General features: G+C 58.8%; 20 protein-coding genes. 8 read left to right on the plus strand and 12 right to left on the minus strand.

What is annotated here, in order from left to right:
- The first annotated feature begins 125 nt into the window (after positions 1-125).
- The 5 genes from EQG66_RS11315 (at position 126) to EQG66_RS11335 (ending at position 3,845) form a co-directional block, all read left to right on the plus strand.
- Entirely contained in the window at positions 126-755 is a 630-nt protein-coding gene (locus EQG66_RS11315) for a DUF6975 family protein (RefSeq protein ID WP_342775139.1), read from the plus strand.
- A 77-nt stretch (positions 756-832) separates the two neighbouring features.
- On the plus strand, positions 833-1,672 hold the full coding sequence (locus tag EQG66_RS11320) for an AAA family ATPase (protein WP_129404703.1): 840 nt from the start codon (positions 833-835) through the stop codon (positions 1,670-1,672).
- Positions 1,673-1,676: 4 nt separating this feature from the next.
- Entirely contained in the window at positions 1,677-2,102 is a 426-nt protein-coding gene (locus EQG66_RS11325) for a GFA family protein (protein ID WP_129404704.1), read from the plus strand.
- A gap of 3 nt (positions 2,103-2,105) precedes the next feature.
- The gene (locus tag EQG66_RS11330) at positions 2,106-3,287 is read left to right on the plus strand and encodes a vWA domain-containing protein (protein WP_129404705.1); all 1,182 of its coding nucleotides are present in this window, start codon (positions 2,106-2,108) and stop codon (positions 3,285-3,287) included.
- A gap of 369 nt (positions 3,288-3,656) precedes the next feature.
- Positions 3,657-3,845: a hypothetical protein gene (locus EQG66_RS11335; RefSeq protein WP_129404706.1), complete on the plus strand. Its 189-nt coding sequence runs from the start codon at positions 3,657-3,659 to the stop codon at positions 3,843-3,845.
- Positions 3,846-3,892: 47 nt separating this feature from the next.
- Here the strand turns inward: EQG66_RS11335 and eda are convergent, their stop codons facing one another.
- The 9 genes from eda to EQG66_RS11380 form a co-directional block, all read right to left on the minus strand.
- Positions 3,893-4,510, minus strand: a complete 618-nt coding sequence (gene eda, locus EQG66_RS11340) for a bifunctional 4-hydroxy-2-oxoglutarate aldolase/2-dehydro-3-deoxy-phosphogluconate aldolase (protein ID WP_129404707.1) — start codon at positions 4,508-4,510, stop codon at positions 3,893-3,895.
- Positions 4,507-5,481: a glucokinase gene (gene glk / locus EQG66_RS11345; protein ID WP_129404708.1), complete on the minus strand. Its 975-nt coding sequence runs from the start codon at positions 5,479-5,481 to the stop codon at positions 4,507-4,509. The genes eda and glk overlap by 4 nt, the downstream gene beginning before the upstream one ends.
- Positions 5,478-7,298, minus strand: coding sequence for a phosphogluconate dehydratase (gene edd / locus EQG66_RS11350; RefSeq protein ID WP_220428660.1), 1,821 nt, complete (start codon positions 7,296-7,298; stop codon positions 5,478-5,480). Before edd ends, glk begins: the two co-directional genes overlap by 4 nt.
- Positions 7,299-7,303: 5 nt before the next feature.
- A complete protein-coding gene (locus tag EQG66_RS11355) occupies positions 7,304-7,915 on the minus strand; it encodes a 6-phosphogluconolactonase (RefSeq protein ID WP_129404710.1) in 612 nt (203 codons plus the stop codon).
- Positions 7,908-9,371, minus strand: coding sequence for a glucose-6-phosphate dehydrogenase (zwf, locus tag EQG66_RS11360; protein ID WP_245988065.1), 1,464 nt, complete (start codon positions 9,369-9,371; stop codon positions 7,908-7,910). Before zwf ends, EQG66_RS11355 begins: the two co-directional genes overlap by 8 nt.
- A 326-nt stretch (positions 9,372-9,697) precedes the next feature.
- Complete coding sequence (locus EQG66_RS11365) at positions 9,698-10,444, minus strand: SDR family oxidoreductase (protein WP_129404711.1); 747 nt, start codon at positions 10,442-10,444, stop codon at positions 9,698-9,700.
- Between the two features lie 10 nt (positions 10,445-10,454).
- Complete coding sequence (gene dmpG, locus EQG66_RS11370) at positions 10,455-11,483, minus strand: 4-hydroxy-2-oxovalerate aldolase (protein WP_129404712.1); 1,029 nt, start codon at positions 11,481-11,483, stop codon at positions 10,455-10,457.
- Positions 11,483-12,421 (minus strand): acetaldehyde dehydrogenase (acetylating), encoded by a 939-nt coding sequence (locus tag EQG66_RS11375; RefSeq protein ID WP_129404713.1) that lies wholly within the window; start codon positions 12,419-12,421, stop codon positions 11,483-11,485. The genes dmpG and EQG66_RS11375 overlap by 1 nt, the downstream gene beginning before the upstream one ends.
- 2 nt (positions 12,422-12,423) lie before the next feature.
- Entirely contained in the window at positions 12,424-13,218 is a 795-nt protein-coding gene (locus tag EQG66_RS11380; protein ID WP_129404714.1) for a 2-keto-4-pentenoate hydratase, read from the minus strand.
- Between EQG66_RS11380 and EQG66_RS11385 the strand changes: the two genes are divergently transcribed.
- The gene (locus EQG66_RS11385; RefSeq protein ID WP_129404715.1) at positions 13,211-14,119 is read left to right on the plus strand and encodes an IclR family transcriptional regulator; all 909 of its coding nucleotides are present in this window, start codon (positions 13,211-13,213) and stop codon (positions 14,117-14,119) included. The two genes, EQG66_RS11380 and EQG66_RS11385, sit on opposite strands and share 8 nt — an antisense overlap.
- 27 nt (positions 14,120-14,146) lie before the next feature.
- Here EQG66_RS11385 and EQG66_RS11390 read toward each other — a convergent pair whose 3' ends face one another.
- Together EQG66_RS11390 and EQG66_RS11395 are read right to left on the minus strand one after the other, a co-directional pair.
- Entirely contained in the window at positions 14,147-14,662 is a 516-nt protein-coding gene (locus EQG66_RS11390; protein ID WP_129404716.1) for a luciferase domain-containing protein, read from the minus strand.
- Between the two features lie 73 nt (positions 14,663-14,735).
- Positions 14,736-15,599: a GntR family transcriptional regulator gene (locus EQG66_RS11395; RefSeq protein ID WP_164975663.1), complete on the minus strand. Its 864-nt coding sequence runs from the start codon at positions 15,597-15,599 to the stop codon at positions 14,736-14,738.
- A gap of 95 nt (positions 15,600-15,694) precedes the next feature.
- Between EQG66_RS11395 and EQG66_RS11400 the strand changes: the two genes are divergently transcribed.
- Positions 15,695-16,015, plus strand: coding sequence for a putative quinol monooxygenase (locus EQG66_RS11400; RefSeq protein ID WP_129404718.1), 321 nt, complete (start codon positions 15,695-15,697; stop codon positions 16,013-16,015).
- Between the two features lie 17 nt (positions 16,016-16,032).
- Positions 16,033-17,667, plus strand: coding sequence for an FAD-dependent monooxygenase (locus EQG66_RS11405; protein ID WP_129404719.1), 1,635 nt, complete (start codon positions 16,033-16,035; stop codon positions 17,665-17,667).
- Positions 17,668-17,761: 94 nt separating this feature from the next.
- Here EQG66_RS11405 and EQG66_RS11410 read toward each other — a convergent pair whose 3' ends face one another.
- The gene (locus EQG66_RS11410; RefSeq protein ID WP_129404720.1) at positions 17,762-20,026 is read right to left on the minus strand and encodes a TonB-dependent receptor; all 2,265 of its coding nucleotides are present in this window, start codon (positions 20,024-20,026) and stop codon (positions 17,762-17,764) included.
- Between the last annotated feature and the right edge of the window lie 91 nt (positions 20,027-20,117).

A 20,117-nucleotide genomic window follows, 5' to 3' on the forward strand; every position in this document is an offset into this window, starting at 1 on the left:
TACTGCGCTGCCATATAATCGATCCTCGAACCCCAGGGCCAAAAACAGGGGAATGAACGAGGTAGAACATGCAGCACACGAACTTTTCCCACGGCGCGCGAACTGACGCCATGGATTCAATATTGATGGCCCTGGTCGAGGCGGATGGCACGGCGGCACAGCCGCATGTCCAATCGCTCTGCGCAGATGCCGGCAATCATGGCGCACGCCCGCTCGCTGCGCTGGCCGATGCCGCACATTATCTCTGCCTTCTGCATGGGCGCTTTCCGGGCGTTGTCGATCATGCCGCTACACGCAGCACAGATAATGCCGCGCGCAAATGGCTGTTGCAGGTGTGTGAGGCCTTTGCCGATGAACGCGCTACCCTGACCCGTGTTTCCGTTGCGCTTGGCCCGGTGCCGAGCACGAGCGGCCAGAACAACTGCGATTCGGCGGTGCTGCAACAGCGGCATGCACTGGAAATGCTCTCCCAGTCCGATCGTCGCGGTTGCGCGATGGGGGCCGCGCTGACCTTGGTTCTGGACTGGGTGGGCGTGCGCCATCTACTGGATCGTGCGGCGATCCGCGCCGGGATCGAACCGAGCAAATGCGCGCTGCCGTCTGTGGAAGATACGCTTTCCGTTGCGCGCGCTATCGCCATTGATGAGGCCTCGGCCCGTGCCATCCAGTTCGGCGCGCGTCAGCTCCTCAACCAGCATCGCGGCCTGTGGGCGCTGATGCAGGCCCGTGCGAGCATCCGCACAACCGAAGGATAAGCCCGCCCTTCTTCGCTTGCTCTGGCGGCCAGCCCGTTCTACGCCCCGTGCAGTGCAACATGGGGAAGACCAGATTCATGCGTTTTGAAGGCACCGCCGATTATGTCGCCACAGCTGACCTGAAGGTCGCGGTTAACGCCGCCGTGTTGTTGCGGCGACCGCTATTGGTGAAGGGCGAGCCGGGCACGGGCAAAACCGTGCTGGCACAGCAGATCGCCGCCGCGCTCGACGCACCGCTGATCGAGTGGAACATCAAGTCCACGACCAAGGCGCATCAGGGCCTCTATGAATATGACGCCGTGGCCCGCCTGCGTGATGGGCAACTGGGCGACGAACGCGTCCATGACATTTCCAACTATATCCGCAAGGGCAAGTTGTGGGAGGCGTTCACCTCCCCCAAGCTGCCGGTGCTGCTGATCGACGAGATCGACAAGGCCGACATCGAGTTCCCCAACGATCTGCTACAGGAGCTGGATCGGATGGAGTTCCATGTCTATGAGACGGGCGAGACGGTGAAGGCACAGGAGCGCCCGATCGTCGTCATCACCTCGAACAATGAGAAGGAGCTGCCTGACGCCTTCCTGCGCCGCTGCTTCTTCCACTATATCCAGTTCCCGGACCGGGAGACAATGCAGGCGATCATCGACGTGCACTTCCCCGGCATCCAGAAGATATTGGTGAGCCGCGCTTTGGAGATTTTCTATAGCGTACGGGAGGTGCCGGGCCTCAAGAAAAAACCCAGCACGAGCGAGCTGCTCGACTGGCTGAAGCTGTTGCTGGCAGAGGACATGCCGCTCGACGTGCTGCAATCGCAGGATACGCGCAAGGCCATCCCGCCGCTGCACGGCGCATTGCTGAAGAACGAGCAGGACGTGATGCTGTTCGAGCGGCTGGCGTTTATGAGCCGGCGGGGGTGACGACATGGCGATAGAAGGCGGATGTTTGTGCGGCCAAGTACGGTTCAGGATCAGTGCTGACCCCATGGGTGCGCGCATGTGCTGGTGCCGCGACTGTCAGAGGATTGCCAGTGGTTCAGCGACCGTCAACGTCCTTTTCCCAGAGGAAGCTGTTACCTATGTAGGGGACATCGTAACCTTTGCGATGATTGCAGACAGCGGCAACCGGGTGGAGCGTGGATTTTGCCCGAACTGCGGCGCGCAGATGTATAGCCGCACGATTGAGCCTGCCGGCTTGCCGATGCGTGTGCGCGCGGGCACCCTCGACAACCCTGAACTCATGCCACCGCAAGCGATCATCTGGACGACAAGCGCACCGTCATGGGCACAGCTCGACCCTGCTTTGCCGCATCATCCGAAGGGGCCGGAGTCCGCGCCCCTGAACCGGTAACTTATGCTCCTTAACTTCCTCGATGAACTCCGCTCTGCCGGCATCCCTGCCTCCGTCAAGGAGCATCTGGTGCTGCTCGATGCGCTGGAGAAGGAGGTGATCGAGCGGACGCCGGAGGCGTTTTACTATCTTGCCCGCGCTACTTATGTAAAGGACGAGGGGTTGATCGACCGGTTCGATCAGGTGTTCGCCAAAGTGTTCAAGGGCGTATTTTTGGACATTCCCGGCAATATCACCGGCGATATTCCGGAGGACTGGCTGCGCGCCGTGGCGGAGAAGTTCCTCAGCCCGGAGGAGATGGAGAAGATCAAGTCGCTGGGTGACTGGGACGAGATCATGGAGACGCTCAAGAAGCGCCTCGAAGAGCAGCATGGTCGACATCAGGGTGGCAGCAAGTGGATTGGCACCGGCGGCACCTCGCCGTTTGGCAACAGCGGTTATAATCCCGAAGGCGTGCGCATCGGCGGCGAATCCCGCCACAAGCGCGCCATCAAGGTATGGGAAAAGCGCGAGTTCCAGAACCTCGACTCGACGCGCGAGCTGGGTACGCGCAACATCAAGGTCGCGCTGAGGCGCCTGCGCCGCTTTGCGCGTGAGGGCGCTGCGGAAGAGCTGGACATGGGCGCTACCATCGAGGGCACGGCAAAGCGCGGTTTCCTCGACATCCAGATGCGGCCAGAGCGGCGCAATGCAGTGAAGCTGCTGCTGTTCCTCGATGTCGGCGGATCGATGGACCCGCACATCAGGCTGACCGAGGAGCTGTTCAGCGCGGCAACGAGCGAATTCAAGAAAATGGAGTTCTTCTATTTTCACAACTGTCTGTATGAGGGCGTGTGGAAGGACAACCGCCGCCGCTGGTCTGAACGGATCAATACATGGGACATCCTTCACAAATATGGCCATGATTACAAGGTGATCTTCGTCGGCGATGCCGCGATGAGTCCATACGAGATCACGCATGCTGGCGGCAGTGTCGAGCATATGAACGAGGAGGCGGGCGCGGCTTGGCTGGAACGGGTTGCGCGCACCTATCCCGCAACCGTGTGGCTCAACCCCGAAAAGCGCGATTATTGGGACTATAGCCAGTCCAACCGCATGATCCGGCAGTTGCTAGACGAGCGGATGTTCCCTCTCTCGCTCGACGGGCTGGACGACGCGATGCGTGAATTGAGCCGCAAACGCTGACCCCTCTCCTCTGATTTGTAAAATCATCGCACCGTAAAAATACTGACTCAACATCGTGCGTTTATATGATATGGTTAACGCAACATATTGCTTTTGATACGAATTGATGCCGGGGAACAAGCGGGGGTTAATTCAATGAAGCAGAGCAGAAACCGCGGACGCGGTGCTAACAGTCGTCGTCGCAGCAACGCACCTGCGATCATTTGTCTTCCGCATACGAAACCTCCTGTCACCCCTCCCCGCAAGGAGCCGGAAGCTCTTCGCGCCTTTGCGCTACCCCGACTGCGCGAGCCACTGACAAGGGGAACTGAGGCCTCCCCTGACATTGGCACCACCTCCCCAGCCCCGCTTCCGCGTAATCGCGCGCTGGTGGTGCAGAGAAAAGGTATCGCGACACTCGGTCAGTGGCTGCGCAAGCTGGTGATGAAGCCCAAAAAGGCCGCGCTCACTATCGACAAGGCATCGGCGAAAACACAGGTGAGAGCGCTTCGGGTCGAAGTGGCGCAGCTCCAGCGGTCTCTGGATCAACTCATGGCGCAACTTAAACAAGCGCAGTAGCGCGCATATTCATTCGCTTGGAGTCGTGTTCGATCTGATCGAACAGATCATTTGCTTAGCAGAGAGGCTGCTTTGCGGGCATTTTCCTCTATGCCCGCCAGATCAGCTAATCCACTCGGAACAAGCCAGCTACCACCGACACATAAAACCTGCTCATGCGCCAGCCACGATGCAGCGGTCTCAGACCGAATTCCGCCCGTGGGGCAAAACTTCACGTGCCCAAACGGGCCGCACAGCGCCTTGAGCGCCGGAAGGCCACCGCTCGTTTCTGCCGGGAAGAATTTGAAATGCTCCAGGCCAAGGTCAAGACCGCGCATCAGCTCCCCAGCAGTCACTATGCCAGGCAAGAAGGGAATGGCGCGCTCAATAGCCGCCAGACCCAGCCGTTCAGTAAGGCCAGGCGCAACGATAAATTCCGCCCCCGCCTCAATCGCCTGATCGAGAGTAAGCTCATCAATCACCGTACCAGCGCCAACGATCGCGCCATCGACCCGCCTCATTTCACGAATGACATCAAGGGCCGCAGGGGTGCGCAGGGTTACTTCCAGCACATTCAATCCTCCCGCAACAAGCGCGCGCGCTATGGGCTGTGCATCTGCGGGATCGTGAATTACCAGAACCGGAATTACCGGGGCTGATCGCATGATCCGTTCGACTGGTTTCATAGTCCATGCTCCTGTGCGAAGGCGGCGGCGGCCCCGTAAAGTCCCGGCTGAGGGTGCGTGATAATGTGAACGGGTATCGTTTCCATCAGATGCTGAAAACGCCCCTTGGCGACAAAACGGCTCATGAACCCGGACTGGCCAAGTTGCTCCGCAATACGAAGACCAAGGCCGCCAGCTATCACCAGTGCCCTGCCGCCCTGCGCCAGCACAATATCCCCTGCAACGGAGCCGAGGCTCAGGCAAAAGCGCTCAAACGCCGCCGCAGCAAGACTATCGCTGCCTTCAAGCGCGCGGGTCCATAATTCGGCATCGCTCAATGCCACGACAGAGCGCCCCTCTTGGGCTGCCAGCACATGATAGATCACGGAAAGGCCGGGGCCGGATACCACCCGCTCGGCTGAAACGCGGGAAAACTGCTGGCGCAACCGCGAGAGGATCGCGTCCTCGATCGCGTCGAGTGGCGCATATCCGATATGCCCGCCTTCCGCTTCAACTACATGATAGTGATCTTTTCCGAGGACCAGGCTGGCAACCCCCAGCCCTGTGCCGGGGCCTATCACGCTGATAACAGCCTTGTTACGCCATGACTCAGCCGGGCCAGCGAGGTGTGTAAACTGAGTGTCAGGCAGGGTTGCGACAGCATGGCCCACCGCGCCGAAATCATTGATGAGCACGTGCCGGTCGACCTTCAATATTTGGCTGATCGTTGTGCGCTGGATGATCCATGGATTATTGGTGAGCTTGAGGACATCCCCGATAATCGTGGTGGCCAGTGCAATCGACGCCGAGCGCGGCAGTTCACGCCCAAGCATCTCGCCATATGCGTCCCAGGCGCTCTGCAAGCTGGCATAGTCTGCTGTCTTCAGCGTTACGGGTTCATCAAGCCGCACGACTTCGCCGTCGGATATTTCGGCGATTGCGAAACGGGCATGGGTTCCGCCAATATCGACGGCAACGATCTCGTGGCTCATAGCCCGGCTTCCGCAAGCATGGCGGAACCACCCTTCTCCGCGCAATCGGCATGATGCCGCATCAGTGCAAACAGCTCTCGCCCCACTCCGCTCGCTTCGGAAGGCTTGATACCATTCGGGCGTGCCGCCAGTTCTGCCGGGTCGATCAGGACATCCAGTGCGCCGTTAGTCGCGCAAAGCCGGATGACGTCGCCATCCCGTAGCTTAGCGAGTGGCCCACCCCGTGCCGCTTCCGGTGTCACATGGATGGCGGCAGGGACTTTGCCACTCGCGCCGGACATCCGGCCATCGGTCACCAATGCTACCCTGAAACCCTTGTCCTGCAGCACGCCGAGTGGGGGCGTAAGTTTGTGCAGCTCTGGCATCCCATTGGCCGCTGGCCCCTGCCAGCGCACCACAACGACCACATCACGATCAAGCTCCCCAGCTTTGAACGCAGCAACCACGGCATCCTGATCGTCAAAGACACGACACGGTGCCTCAATAGTCCAGCGCTCTGGCTCTACTGCGCTGGTCTTGAACGTCGCACGGCCGAGATTACCCTGAACCAATCGCATCCCGCCGTCCGCGCTGAAGGGGTCAGCCACCTTGCGCAGAATCTCGGCATTTTTGCTGTGCGCTTCGGCTGGACTACAGCTAAGCTGATCACCCTCCAGCGTCGGTTGCACCGCGCCATCCGACAACCCAGCCCCATAGACAGTCAGAATGTCGTCATGGGCGAGGCCCGCATGTATCAGCTCACGGATCACGAAGGGCATCCCGCCTGCGGCCGCGAAATGATTTACGTCACCCGCGCCATTCGGGTAAATGCGCGCGATCAGGGGGACCACAGACGATAGCCTGTCGATATCTTCCCAGTTTATGATGATGCCTGCAGCGCGCGCGATAGCTGGGATATGAAGCATATGGTTGGTAGAGCCGCCTGTCGCCAGCAAGCCCACGACAGCATTGACAATAGCCTTCTCATCCACGCACCGCCCCAATGGCCGATAGTCGTCCCCCTCTTGGCCGATTTCGGTCAGACGATGGATCGCAGCACGGTTCAGTTCCTGACGCAGCCTGGTGTTCGGCGGCACGAAGCTGCTGCCGGGCATATGGAGGCCCATCATCTCCATCATCATCTGGTTGGAGTTTGCCGTGCCATAAAAGGTGCAGGTGCCGACGCCATGATAGCTCTGTGCCTCGGCTTCAAGCAGCTCTGCCCTGCCCACCTTGCCCTCTGCAAATAGCTGACGAACGCGCGCTTTCTCCTTGTTGGCGAGGCCCGACCCCATAGGGCCAGCGGGAATGAGGAGCGTTGGGAGATGCCCAAAGCGCAGCGCCCCGATTAACAGACCCGGCACGATCTTGTCGCAGATGCCTAGCAATGCTGCACCCTCGAACATGCAGTGGCTCAGTGCCACCGCTGTCGACATGGCGATCACATCCCGGCTGAACAGAGACAATTGCATCCCGGCCTGCCCCTGCGTCACGCCGTCGCACATGGCAGGAACGCCGCCGGCAACCTGCGCAGTGGCCCCACGCTCACGGGCGAACAGCTTGATCTGATCGGGATAGCGACCATAGGGCTGATGCGCCGAGAGCATGTCGTTATAGGCGGTGACTATACCGATATTCATTGCCCGCGCACTGCGAATGGCCGGTTTATCCTCCTCTGCTGCCGCAAAGCCATGGGCAAGGTTGCCGCATGACAGCCGCGAGCGATCGCCGCCTTGCTCCCACGCGCGGTCTATCATGTCGAGATAGCGGGCGCGCCCCGGTCTGGAGCGTTCAATAATGGCTTCCGTAACAGCCGCGACAACGGAGTTCAGTGTCATAATATCTACTCTGTCCAGAAGATGCTGACTGGAGAGCGGGCTGCTGCAAGAAGGTCTGCGATGGGAAGCCCTCGTCGTCCCGCGATCACGCTTTCCAGAATTTCACGCTTCTGCTGCCCACGGACAACAAGGATGATTTCTCCTGCATCCGTGAGGGCGGAAAGTGTTAAGGTCAGCCGCTCAAAAGGTGCCTCTGGCGGCATCGGGTCTGGCATGACAGCAACAACCGCAGGCGGAAGCTCAGGAGACGGGGCGCTGCCCGGAAAAATCGAGGCGATATGTCCGTCCTCACCCATGCCGAGCCAGACCAGATCAAAGCGCCCTCCGGTCCATGGCCCGTCCGAAAGCGGCGCGAGTTGAACAGGCTTGCCTGCAAATGCGCGGGACAATAGCCCGAAATTGCTAGCCGGATGGTCAACCGGCACAATCCGGTCGTCGACCAGATCAATCCGCAGCTCATGCCAGGGAAGATCGAAGGTCGTAAGGCGATCCATGATGCCGACAGGCGTTTTTCCTCCCGGCACGCCTAAATGGCGCGCGCCTGACGCTATCTTCTCTGCCAGATAGCGTGCGACGGCTGCGTCGCTGCCATCAGGCGCCCACTGCACCTCAATCATGCCAGCTCACCCCGTCGCGTTCGGTCAGCGCGATAGCCCCTGTCGGTCCCCAGCTCCCGGCTCCATAGCCCTTGGGCGTTGCCTGCGCCTTGTCCCACTGAGCCCGTATTGCATCGACCCACTGCCACTGCGCCTCCACCTCGTCCCGATGCACAAAAAGGGTCTGGTCGTTGGCAATAAGATCCAGCAAAAGCCGCTCATAGGCTATGCGCCGCACTGTGCCTGAGAAGGCGTGGGTGAGCGAAAGGTCCAGCGGCACTTCGCGCAACACTATCCCTGCCTCATCAATGCCCGGCTCCTTGGCCATAACCAACAGCCGCACATATTCTTCAGGCTGAAGGCGGATGATCAGACGATTGGCAACGACCTGCCCGCCGCGCGCCGCAAAAATATTATGCGGCACCGGCTTGAACTGGATCACGATTTCGCTGCGCCGCTCACCAAGGCGCTTGCCGGTGCGCAGGTAAAAGGGCACGCCATGCCAGCGCCAGTTATCAACATGGGCCTTAATCGCCACAAAGGTTTCGGTCCGAGATGGCTTTTCGAGTTCTTCGATATAGCCTTTGACCGGCTGGCCGTCGACTGCGCCTGCGCCATATTGGCCGATCACCCACTCCTGCTCGCCCACAGGGCGCAACGAACGCAGGACTTTCACCTTTTCATCGCGGATCGCCGAAGCGTTGAATTCGGCGGGCGGCTCCATCGCGGTCAATGCGAGAAGCTGAAGCATGTGATTTTGCACCATGTCGCGCAACGCGCCCGCGCCATCGTAAAAATCCGCGCGCCCCTCAAGGCCCACTGTCTCGCTGATCGTGATCTGGATATGCTCGATCGTCTGTGCGCTCCACAGTGGTTCAAACAGCATGTTGGCGAAACGCAACGCCAGCAGATTCTGTACCGTCTCCTTGCCAAGATAGTGATCGATGCGAAATGTCTGCGCCTCTGTGAACGCCTGAGCCACCGCTTCGTTGATCTGCCGCGAGCTCGCAAGATCGGTGCCGAGCGGCTTTTCGAGGCCGATGCGCACATCTTGTCCCGTTAGCCCTGCTTCTTTCAGGCCGCGCAGCGTCGCCTCGAACAAGGAGGGCGCGGTAGACAGAAAGATCGACAGGCCATCCGAAATGCTGCCGATGCGCGCCGCCAGCAAGCCGAAATCTTCTATCTTCGTTGCATCGAGCGGCTGATAATGCAGGCGCTCGACAAAGGCTTTCATTCCTACTTCGTTCTTGCGCCCCTCCGGCAGAAACTCCTCCAGCGCCGCATATGCCATGGCCCGAAAGCCTTCATCATCGAGGCTGCTGCGCGCCGTGCAAAAAATACGCAGATCAGGCGATATCAGCCGATCAAGGCTCAAGGCATAGAGCGAAGGCAACAGCATACGCCGGGAGAGGTCGCCCGTGGCACCGAACAGCAATATCGTGTTGCTATGGCGGCGCGCCGGTGCTGGCTGCATCATACCATTGCCCCGGCAACAGGCTGAAGCTTACGCCCAGAAAAAATGTTAGTTTCTTGCATTGATTTGCACCCTAAAACGGCTTTGTTGCATAACGAGGTAGCAGATTGCCTTGGTATGCAACTCTTTAAAGCCTTTCAAAACCGATGAATGCAAGCAAGACGTCTTCGCACTTGTCCAAGCATACCCAAATGGAGCTGATTGGTCGCGAAAGTTGCGGCGGTTAGACAGCCAAGAGGGATTGCCCGCTTCAGCAGGGCTTGCCAAGGGTGGCGCGGGTTTCGGCAGCAACGGAATGGATACGGCAGGCTGTTCGGGTCAGGCTGGCTTCAATAACTGCCTGGATACAGTCCGCCGTCCATCAGGATGTTCTGTCCGTTGATATAGCCGGCATAGTGGCTACACAAGAAAGCGCACATCGCGCCCATTTCCTCTGGGTCGCCCACACGCCCCGCCACCGGGTTCTTGGTGAGATGCATCGTGATTTCCTTGCTGTTGCGCAGACGTCCGGTGTCGAACGGGCCAGGCAGAAGGTTGTTGATCGTCACACCCTTCGAGGAATATTGCGGCACCAGGCCGAAGACAAAGTTGGTGAGGCCAGCGCGGGTGGCATTGGACATGCCAATCACCGGAATGGGTACGCGCACCGCCGAGGACGTAATGTTGACGATGCGACCGAAGCCGCGCTCGGCCATGCCGTCTATCGTGAGGCGGATCAATTCGATGGCGGAGAGCATGTTCTGGTCCACCGCCGCGATCCAGTCATCGCGTGTCCAGTTGTGGAAATCGCCCGGCGGAGGGCCGCCGGCATTGTTGAGCAATATGTCGATTTGCGGAAAAGCCGCGGCCAGTGCCTCACGGACGGACTGATCGACCACTGAGCCTACGACAGTCTTGATCGTTACATCCGGTGCCAGCGCGCGAATTTCAGCGGCAGTTTCGTCCAGCGTATCAGCGGTACGGCCATTGATGACGATATTCGCACCCTCGCGCGCCAACATTGTGGCACAGGCACGGCCAATCCCGCTGCTTGCCGCGCAGACTATCGCGTTTTTCCCCTTCAGTCCCAGATCCATATAGGTTTCCTTATGCTTGTTCTTTGATCATATCGAGTGCGACATCGACGATCATGTCTTCCTGCCCGCCGACCATGCGGCGGCGGCCGAGTTCGACCAGTATCGCGCGGGTATCGACGCCATAGTCGGCGCTGGCCTTCTCCGCATGGCGCAGGAAGGAGGAATAGACGCCAGCATAGCCGAGAGAAAGCGTTTCCTTGTCCACACGCACCGGGCGGTCCTGCAAGGGGCGGACAAGATCTTCCGCCGCGTCCATCAGCTTGAACAGATCGCACCCATGGTTCCACCCTTTGCGCGCGGCGGCGGCGATGAACACTTCCAACGGCGCATTGCCCGCGCCCGCGCCCATGCCAGCTAGGCTGGCGTCCACCCGGATAGCGCCCGCCTGCACCGCGACCATCGAGTTGGCAACACCAAGCGAGAGATTGTGGTGCGCGTGCACGCCGCGCTGAGTTTCGGGTTTGAGCACCCGGTCATAGGCCTCCAGCCGGGCGCGATAGGCATCCATATCCATCGCGCCGCCGCTGTCGGTCACATAGACACAGGTGGCGCCATAATCTTCCATCAGCTTGGCCTGGCTCGCGAGCTGCTCCGGCTCGATCATGTGGCTCATCATCAGGAAGCCGATGGTATCCATGCCGAGAGTGCGGGCCGCCTCGATATGCTGCTTCGATACATCCGCCTCGGTGCAGTGCGTGGCGATGCGCACCGAGCGCGCGCCCAGTGCATAAGCTTGTTTCAAATCATGCACCGTGCCGATACCAGGCAGTAACAACGTGGTGACGACAGCATTCTCCACCGCATCGGCCACCGCCTCGATCCATTCCCAGTCGGTATGCGCGCCAAAGCCGTAGTTGAAGCTGCTGCCCTGCAAGCCATCGCCATGCGCGATCTCGATCGCGTCCACGCCCGCATCATCGAGCGCTTTGGCGATCTTGCGGCAATGCTCGATGCCATATTGGTGGCGGATGGCGTGCATGCCGTCGCGCAGCGTCACATCCTGAATATAGAGCTTGGTCTGTGTGGGGTCGAACACCATCACGCAGCCTCCTTTTCCATGCGGCGCGCCGCGATTTTTTCGGCCGTTTTGAGACCGGCAGAGGTCATGATATCGAGATTGCCGGCATAAGCGGGCAGATAATGCGCGGCGCCCTCCACCTCAAGGAACACGCTGGTCTTGATGCCTTCGAACGCGCCGATGCCGGGCAGCCTTACCGGATTGTTGGAGCCGAAACGCTCGAACTGCACCTTCTGCTTGAGGCGATAGCCGGGCACATAAGCGTTGACCTTGGCAATCATGGCCTCAATTGCAGCTTCAATCTGCGCTTCATCCGCGCCGGATGACAGCGTGAACACCGTATCGCGCATGATCATCGGCGGTTCGGCGGGGTTGAGGATGATGATCGCTTTGCCCTTGGCCGCTCCGCCTACCTTCTCGATCCCCGCGCTTGTCGTCTCTGTGAACTCGTCGATATTGGCGCGCGTGCCCGGACCAGCCGACTTGGATGAGATCGACGCGACGATCTCGGCATAATGCACAGTCGCGACCGAAGACACCGCCGCGACGATCGGGATGGTCGCTTGCCCGCCACACGTCACCATGTTGACATTGGGTGCATCAAGATGGTCGTCGCCATTCACTACCGGAATGACATAAGGGCCGATGGCGGCAGGTGTCAGGTCGATCATCACCTTGCCCGCGCCGGTCACGACATCGCTATGGGCCTTGTGCGCTCCGGCAGAAGTCGCGTCAAACACCACGCCGATCTCCGGCCATACATCGAGCTTCTGCAAGCCTTCGATTCCTTCATGCGTGGTAGCAACGCCCAAGCGCTGCGCGCGCGCGAGGCCATCCGACGACGGGTCGATGCCTACCATCGCGCCCATTTCCAGCACTTCGGAAGTCCGCATGATCTTGATCATCAGGTCCGTGCCGATATTGCCCGATCCGATAATCGCGGCCTTAATCTTTGCCATGTTCAGGCCCCCTTGCCATAAGTGAACGATACGCTGCCAAGCCCGCCGATGCTCGACTTGACCCGGTCTCCCGGTGAGAGCGTCACCATAGGTCCGAGCGCGCCTGTGAGCATAATATCGCCGGCGCGCAGCGGCGAGCCATTGGCGATCATAACCTGCGCCAGCCACGCAGCCGCATTCAGCGGATGACCAAGGCAGGCCGCTCCCGCGCCGACAGAGACAATCTGGCCATTAATTTCCAAAGCCATGCCGCACGTAAACAGATCTAGCCCGTCCAGCGGCTTCTTTTCGCGGCCCAGCACGAAAAAGGCCGAAGAACCATTGTCGGCCACGGTATCGGCAAATGTGATCTTCCAGTCCGCAATGCGGCTATCGACAATTTCGATCGCTGCCACGGCATACTCTGTGGCCGCTGCAATATCGTCTGCGGTCACATGCGTTTTGGCAATGTCCTTTCCCAATACGAGCGCAACTTCCGCCTCCGCCTTGGGTTGAATGACCTTGCCATCAGGCAGCACGCCGCCATCCAAAATCTGCATATCGTCGAAAAGCACACCATAATCTGGCTGGTCCACCCCCAACTGCGCCTGCACCGCCTTTGCGGTCAGCCCAATCTTGCGGCCAACGATCCGGCGGCCATGCTCTACCCAGTGGCGAGTATTTATGTCTTGAACGGCATAGGCCCCCGCACCGTCTGTCGGTTCCAAACCGTCACGCAAGGGCGGGATCGCTCCAGTGGTGTAGGCCTCACGCAGACGACGAGCGAGATCGTCGTGAGAAGTGACTGTTATGGTCATCGGCATCCTTTCTAGATGCATAGCTATCGCATCTTACATGCAAGACAAAGCTTGCAATAGCAGCATATGCTCATATAGTGAGCATATGGCTCAAGGAACACAGTCGCTGGATCGCGCGCTGGCACTGTTTATCGCTCTTGCCAGCGACGATGGCGCCACCCCCGCATCGGAGGTAGCCGGAACACTCGGCCTGGCACCCTCCAGCGCCCGCCGCATGATTGCCGCGCTGGAGCGACAGGGTCTGCTGGCTCGTATTGCACATGGTCGCTATGCGGGCGGCAGCCAGCTCACCAATCTGTCTGCCCGCATCACCCGTTACCGCAGCCTGATCGAGACTGCACGACCAGTGCTTCGCAAGTTGGCCGCAGCTGAAGGCCGGACCGCGCATCTCGGCGTTTACGCATCCAATGATATGGTGACCTATCTGGTCAAGGAGGGCGGAAAATCGCTTTTCACGCGCGAAGGGGCAGAGCTGGAAGCCTATTGCACGGGCATTGGCAAGGCTCTGCTCGCTATGATGCCTTCGGAGCAACTGGATGCCTATCTGGCGGGTAATTTCATTCAGTTAACACCATATACCCTGATTGACCCCCTGCGTCTAAAGGAGGAAATAATACGTACACGCCAGCGCGGTCATGCGATCGATGATCGCGAGATGGACGAGGGCGTCGCCTGCGTGGCTGTGCCATTGTCTCTGCCTGATGCGACGCTCGCGGCAATATCGCTTTCTGGTACGCCGGAACATTTTGGTCTCAAAGACATTGAAAACCAAGCCCGCCGCCTCAAGATCGCCGCTCGCCAAATCTCTGAGCGGCTAGAGCATTTTCAGAATGACCGTAACACGGTCATTCGGTTCGAAAATGCTCTCGTCATAGAGTCTGTCCGTTTTCCGAACCGGTGAGCGTTCCACGCTCATCTTGAAAACGGTCTAGAGCGGCTGGTCGCCCACCCTTACTGAATATTGGCCGCGGGCGTTGAGCCAGGACATACGGACGAGCGCAACGATCGTTTCGGCCTCTCCTTTGTCGCGCGGGGCATAGATCATCACTGTGTCAGGCGAAACTGTTGGCTGCCCAGCAAGCGGGTGTGGCTCTGCCCAGCCAGCGTCTAATACTGCCCGCCTCAGCGGCTCAGGCAAGATTGCATGAAGGCTGCCGTCATCCTCGATATGGACATGCGCGAATTCCCGGCCCAGCAAAAAGGCGCGCTCCGGCCCACATCCGCAGCAATCGCCCAGAAACAGGCCGATGGTGCCAGGGGGAGCCCGCAGGCTCGATCCGAAAACCACGTGATCGAGGCTGGACAACTGATCCAGCATCCAGCGGCTCAGTTCGCGGCCAAGCGCGGGCGCTGGAAGCTGGCTTATCTGGGTGTGGGGCAGGCGGAGATCCGTGATCGGGCGCTCGCCTGCGCGTTGAGGCACCGTAAATATTGTATTTGTCACAGTTTGATCCTCCATGGGCGATGCAGCGCAGCCGCAAAGTGTAGACACCAAAAACCGCTTTGTCCTCAGCATCTCAAGATGGCGTCACAACACATTCGAGACGAGAGCCGGGGAGTGCGCGTACCTTGATAGTCATAGTATCATAGCCCTCCATTGCGCCGTTAGGGCTAGCGGCGCTCAGCTCGCCAGCGACAGCAGCTCTGGCTCCGACTACATAGGTATCGAGCATGTCAGGCCGGTAATGGTCCGCCAGAAAAATTACTGCCTTTCGGGAAATTTCAGCAATCTTATCGACAATGATTTGCGCCATCGCGACTGCATCTTGTCTCAAGGCTGCTTCACGCAGTTCGGGAAAGCGGTTCGCAAGCGGGTAAGGCGGAGAACTTCCAGAGAGCGTATAAAGCTGTCTTACGACCGCCAGTCGATCGAGAATGTCGTTGATCAGCTGCTTCACATGAGCTCCCGAATGACGACACAGAACCGTCAAAAGTCGCCTGAATGCGATACGCCGCCGCTCATCTATCCCCATAGCGCGGCCATCATTGTCGCCCGTGCCTGCCCCCAATGTTTCTATGCGATCAATCGCGCGCTCAATAGTTGCGACATCGGCTGCAGTGAACCGCCCCTCACCCATCCGAATGGCCATCGCGGCATTGAGTGCCAGCATTGCGCATAGCTGCTCAAGATCGGACGCTGAAAAACTGACGATCCGCACCCTCTGATTGGCCTCTGCTTCAATCAACCCTTCACGCTGAAGCATGCGCAACGCTTCTCGCACAGGACCGCGGCTCGTATCGAACTCCTGAGCCAGCTGAACCTGTGATAGAGCCTCTCCGGCGCCCAACTTTCCGGCAAAAATCATTTTACGAATGCGCCGGTAGACAGCCATGGAACTATCGCGAGAGCCGACGGATGCAGATGTGTTTAATGTGTCCATGTGCATATCCTAACGGCCACTGTGCGGAGTTCAAGGCTCAATGTGTTGACATATTATAAATATCTGTTCACACTTTTGAGCAAGGAGAGTCGAAAATGGATGACCAGTTCGCCGTATGGGCCACGATGAAAGCAAAGCCGGGTAAGGAAGAGGCCGCCCGCGCATTCCTCACTGAAGCCAGCCAGCGTCTGGCCAACGAACCTGGAACGACCAGCTTTCGCGCGATGGATCTCGGCGAGGGTGCATTTGCGATATTCAACAGCTTTCGCGATGCCGCATCGCTCACCGCGCATGTTGAGGGGCCGACAGCGCGCTGGGTGATCGAGCAACAGGACGTTCTGTTCGTTGAGCCTTATGCGATCACGAAGGCGCATATATTTGCCCAGATGCACAAACGCCAGCTTCAAAGAAAATAGTCGGAAGGGAGACGGAGATGGTACAGCCCGGTCAATGTCAGGTTCTTGTCGTCGGCGCCGGCCCCACAGGCCTGATGGCGGCGGTACTGCTCAAGCGCGCGGGCGTCGATGTCCGTATTGTCGAGCACCGTATGGAAGCGACACGCGAATCCCGCGCTTTCGCAGTGCAGGCCCGTTCGATGGAGCTTATGCAGACTCTTGGCCTATCTGATGAAATGCTGGCGCGGGGCGTCATCTGCAACTCGGTAGAACTGCATGTCAAAGGACAGCATCATGGCGGCATAGACGCCGACATGGCCGGCGCGGCGGATACACCCTTCCCTTTTATCTTCATGATCCCCCAGTCAGAAACTGAGGATATTCTGATCGCTGAACTGGAGCGGCTTGGATCTGCTGTAGAACGCGGCGTTGAGGTGAAAGATGTCCGTCAAGACGCATCAGGCGTCACTGCAAGCATGGTCCAGCCTGACGGCACGGAGACCGAAATCAAGAGCGCATATGTGATCGGCGCCGATGGCTCACGGAGTGTGGTGCGCAGCGCATCCGGCATTGGCTGGGAGGGAGAACTGCTGCCCCAGCGCTTCCTGTTGGCTGACTGCAAGGTCGACTGGCCGCTCGATCACAACCGGTTTCGCGTGTTCCTGAATGGCAAGCGGATCGGCCTTTTTCTGCCGCTTTACGGCAAGCGGATGTCGCGTATCATGGCGACAGACCTCAGCGGCAGCTTCGGCGCGGAGGACGCCAGCAAGCCTGCGCCACTGGATCTGGCCGAAATGGCCAAGGGCTTTACGGAGGCGACAGGCCTACCTGTTACACTGAGCGATCCGGTATGGGTAACCCGCTATCGCGCCCATCATCGCAATGTAGATCGATACAGCGAGGGCCGCGTGTTCGTGGCGGGTGACGCCGCGCATATCCACTCACCTGCCGGTGGTCAGGGCATGAACACTGGCTTTCAGGATGTTGAAAATCTGGCGTGGAAGCTCGCGCAGGTGCTGCAAGGTGCCGACGCAGCGCTGCTCGACACCTACAACAGCGAGCGCTTGCCGGTGGGGCATATGGTCGTCAAATCGACCGGGCGTTTGTTCGCCGCAGCCGCCGGGCAGAAAGGCGTCAAGGCGTGGCTGCGCGATACGGTGGCACCATTCCTCATCCGCAAGATCTCGCGCACACCTGCTATTCAGCGCAAGGCGTTCTTTCGTATTTCCCAGCGTAACATCGTCTATAGCCAGAGCCGGTATGTGGCGGAGGGTACGGGGCTTTCTGTCGGTCCTGTCGCCGGCGCGCGGGCTCCCAATGCCCGGATTTCAGACACCTCTGACATATTCTCGTTGCTGAAGGGCTATCATTTCACAATTCTTGCCTTTTCGCGCGAACCGCTGGCGCAGGACGAAATGACGATGCTGAAGGGGCAACTGGATGCAATTGCCGATGCCTTGCCGCGAGCGCAAGCGCACCTGATTGCACGCGCGGCAATAGGCAGGGATGCCTCCGCGGTTTTCACGAGTGATCCCGATGCCTTCGACCGCTATGGTGTCCCGTGTGGCAGCGGTAAAGCGCTCTATGTCATTAGGCCCGACGGCTATGTGGCCTGGCGCAGCGCGGGTATTGAACTTTCGGGATGCGCAGAGTTTCTCAAGCGCTTTGCCTGAGCAGTGGTTATGATTGACCGCCCCTTCCTCAAATAAAAGTAAAGGGCGCTGACACTAAGCCAGCGCCCTCAATATTTTCCAGCAAGCTATTGCTTCAGAACTTATAATCCGCGCGCACACCAAATGTGCGTGGCTTGGTGTAAGCCGTGCCGGCATTGGTGCCGATGAAGCCGGGGCTGACATAGACGTTGCTTTTCTCGATATCGTTTTCGAGGTTGGTGACATAACCGGTCACCTTCAGGCCAGTCTCTGCGACCTTGTATGTAATCGTAGCATCGGTCTTGCCGTTCGCCTTGACATCATCAATCCCAGCAACAGCAAACTCACGCAGCCACTTCTTGGAATGCCAGGCATGGTTGGCGGCAAGAGTAAGCTCGCCCGCCGAGCCGAGATCGAGTGTATATTGCGCGCCCAGCGTGATGCCATGCTTGGCGACATAAGGCACGCGCTTGCCGCTGAGATCTATGCCCAGCAAACCCTTGGCCGCACAGCTGGCGGCGGTGGGTGGCGGTGGCACGTCGCGCGGGTCGCGGTTACACAGATCTTGGAACTTCGCGTTGGTATAAGCATAGGTGGCCGACAACAGCAGTTCGCGCGTGATCTTGAACTGCGTGTCCAACTCCAGCCCGTAAATGCGGCTCTTGCCCGCGTTCACCGTAAACTGGCCGGGTGCGGCAGTTGGTCCATATGTACCAAGTGTCGTCAGCTGCATATCCTTGTAATCATAGTAAAAGCTATCAAGGTTGATGCGCACCCTGCGGTCGAACAGGTCGGTCTTGATGCCAAGCTCATATGCTGTGATTTCCTCTGGATCGTAAGGCGAGGAGTCAGACGAGATATTGAAACCGCCCGCCTTGTAGCCTGTCGATACGCTGGCATAAGCGAAGATGTCTCGCGAGACATCATATTCCAGCCCCAGCTTCCAGGTGAACTTGTCGAAGGTCTTGGCAAGTGGCGTGTCTGGCGGCAGCGGCTGGCCGAAGTTCGATTTGGTGAGTTTGGTGCCGCTCTTTTTATCCTTGGTGTAACGCCCGCCAACCGTGGCGCGCAATGCTGGAGTGAAGGAATAGGTGAGCGATCCGAAAGCGGCCTTGGTCGTGCTCTTGCCCCACTCGTCGAGGTCGAAGTTAGGCAGTGTGATGATCCCGCCGGGCGTCAATCCACGCAACGTGACCAAGCGGTTGATGTAGGTATCCTCGGTGAAATAATAGACGCCGGTGATCCATTTCAGCGGGCCATCTCCGGTTGATGCGAGGCGCGCCTCGACACTCCCGGCATCGCTATCCTGATATTTGCGGAAATAGCCGACATTGACAGACGAGCCGTCGAAATCCTGCACAAGGTCACTTGTCTGCCACATCTTGCCGAACTGCACGACCGCCTCAACTCCTCCGAAATCCTTGGTCAGTCGAACGAAGGGAGTGGTGGTTTCCACATCCAGATAGCCAGGTGTGTTATTGTTGGTGATCAGCGGGTTCGGATTGTCCGCAGGGATCGTTGCAGCAAGGGCGCGCACGGGCGGCGCGCCAGTATTGATGCGCCTCTCCAGATAGGACAACGGCACGCCCGTTCCATTAAGCTTGCTATGGGTAGCAGAGAGCAGCACTTCGATTTCATCCGGGCTGCCCACCAGCAACTGTCCGCGCAGAGTAAGGTCGCCGTCCGTGCCGAAAAGATCCTTCGTGCCCGGCACAGTGGACACATTTTTCACATAGCCGTCTTCCTTGGTGTAGACGGCAGAAATACGCGCTGCGGCGATCTCGTGCAGGGGAACGTTGACGATACCGCGCACCTCCCAGAGGTTGCGTGTGCCATAGCTTGCACCGACCTGACCTTCAAAATCCTTGGTGGGAAGTTTGGAGATCACGTTGACGACGCCGCCGGTGGCATTGCGACCATAGAGCGTTCCCTGCGGACCACGCAGCACCTCGATGCGGTCGATGTCATAAAAGATGGCGCTACCGCCCGCTGGTCGCCCGATATAGAAATTGTCTGCATAGAAAGCGACGCCGGAGTCCGAGATGGAGGTCGTTCCCTGCAAACCGATGCCGCGTAGCGAAATCTTGAAGCCATCCTGCTCGCGCCCAATATGCAGATTTGGCACATAGGATTGCAGATTATCGACATCGTCAATGCCGCGCTCCTCAAGCGTTTCGCCGGTGAATGCTGAAATTGCAATCGGCGTATCCTGAAGGCCGCTGCTGCGCTTTTGCGCAGTAACGATTATCTCCTCAAGTCCATAACTGCTGGCGTTATCAACGCCTTGCGATGCCGCCTCCTGAGCGACCGCGCTGTGCGTAGCCAGAAAAACTCCGACCGCACTACTACCCAGAAGCATAGCCCTGCTTAATGCACTCATGTATCTTCTCCTCTCCCGTAACCAACTGTTTTTTAATAAAATTGCGATGAAATCTTTGCTTGGCTCGCGCTGAAGCCCTCCGTGTATCGGC

It is taken from the genome of Sphingobium fluviale, from assembly GCF_004122115.1.
GTDB lineage: Bacteria > Pseudomonadota > Alphaproteobacteria > Sphingomonadales > Sphingomonadaceae > Sphingobium > Sphingobium fluviale.

What these genes read in the sequence shown, in the direction of transcription:
- EQG66_RS11315 (WP_342775139.1), top strand. Translation starts at nt 126, where the DNA reads ATGGCCCTGGTCGAGGCGGATGGCACGGCGGCACAGCCGCATGTCCAA.
- glk (WP_129404708.1), bottom strand. Translation starts at nt 5,481, where the DNA reads ATGAGCCACGAGATCGTTGCCGTCGATATTGGCGGAACCCATGCCCGT.
- EQG66_RS11395 (WP_164975663.1), bottom strand. Translation starts at nt 15,599, where the DNA reads ATGGACACATTAAACACATCTGCATCCGTCGGCTCTCGCGATAGTTCC.
- EQG66_RS11380 (WP_129404714.1), bottom strand. Translation starts at nt 13,218, where the DNA reads ATGACCATAACAGTCACTTCTCACGACGATCTCGCTCGTCGTCTGCGT.
- EQG66_RS11355 (WP_129404710.1), bottom strand. Translation starts at nt 7,915, where the DNA reads ATGATTGAGGTGCAGTGGGCGCCTGATGGCAGCGACGCAGCCGTCGCA.
- EQG66_RS11365 (WP_129404711.1), bottom strand. Translation starts at nt 10,444, where the DNA reads ATGGATCTGGGACTGAAGGGGAAAAACGCGATAGTCTGCGCGGCAAGC.
- EQG66_RS11320 (WP_129404703.1), top strand. Translation starts at nt 833, where the DNA reads ATGCGTTTTGAAGGCACCGCCGATTATGTCGCCACAGCTGACCTGAAG.
- edd (WP_220428660.1), bottom strand. Translation starts at nt 7,298, where the DNA reads ATGACACTGAACTCCGTTGTCGCGGCTGTTACGGAAGCCATTATTGAA.
- zwf (WP_245988065.1), bottom strand. Translation starts at nt 9,371, where the DNA reads ATGATGCAGCCAGCACCGGCGCGCCGCCATAGCAACACGATATTGCTG.
- EQG66_RS11400 (WP_129404718.1), top strand. Translation starts at nt 15,695, where the DNA reads ATGGATGACCAGTTCGCCGTATGGGCCACGATGAAAGCAAAGCCGGGT.
- eda (WP_129404707.1), bottom strand. Translation starts at nt 4,510, where the DNA reads ATGAAACCAGTCGAACGGATCATGCGATCAGCCCCGGTAATTCCGGTT.
- EQG66_RS11330 (WP_129404705.1), top strand. Translation starts at nt 2,106, where the DNA reads ATGCTCCTTAACTTCCTCGATGAACTCCGCTCTGCCGGCATCCCTGCC.
- EQG66_RS11325 (WP_129404704.1), top strand. Translation starts at nt 1,677, where the DNA reads ATGGCGATAGAAGGCGGATGTTTGTGCGGCCAAGTACGGTTCAGGATC.
- EQG66_RS11385 (WP_129404715.1), top strand. Translation starts at nt 13,211, where the DNA reads ATGGTCATCGGCATCCTTTCTAGATGCATAGCTATCGCATCTTACATG.
- EQG66_RS11405 (WP_129404719.1), top strand. Translation starts at nt 16,033, where the DNA reads ATGGTACAGCCCGGTCAATGTCAGGTTCTTGTCGTCGGCGCCGGCCCC.
- EQG66_RS11375 (WP_129404713.1), bottom strand. Translation starts at nt 12,421, where the DNA reads ATGGCAAAGATTAAGGCCGCGATTATCGGATCGGGCAATATCGGCACG.
- EQG66_RS11410 (WP_129404720.1), bottom strand. Translation starts at nt 20,026, where the DNA reads ATGAGTGCATTAAGCAGGGCTATGCTTCTGGGTAGTAGTGCGGTCGGA.
- dmpG (WP_129404712.1), bottom strand. Translation starts at nt 11,483, where the DNA reads ATGGTGTTCGACCCCACACAGACCAAGCTCTATATTCAGGATGTGACG.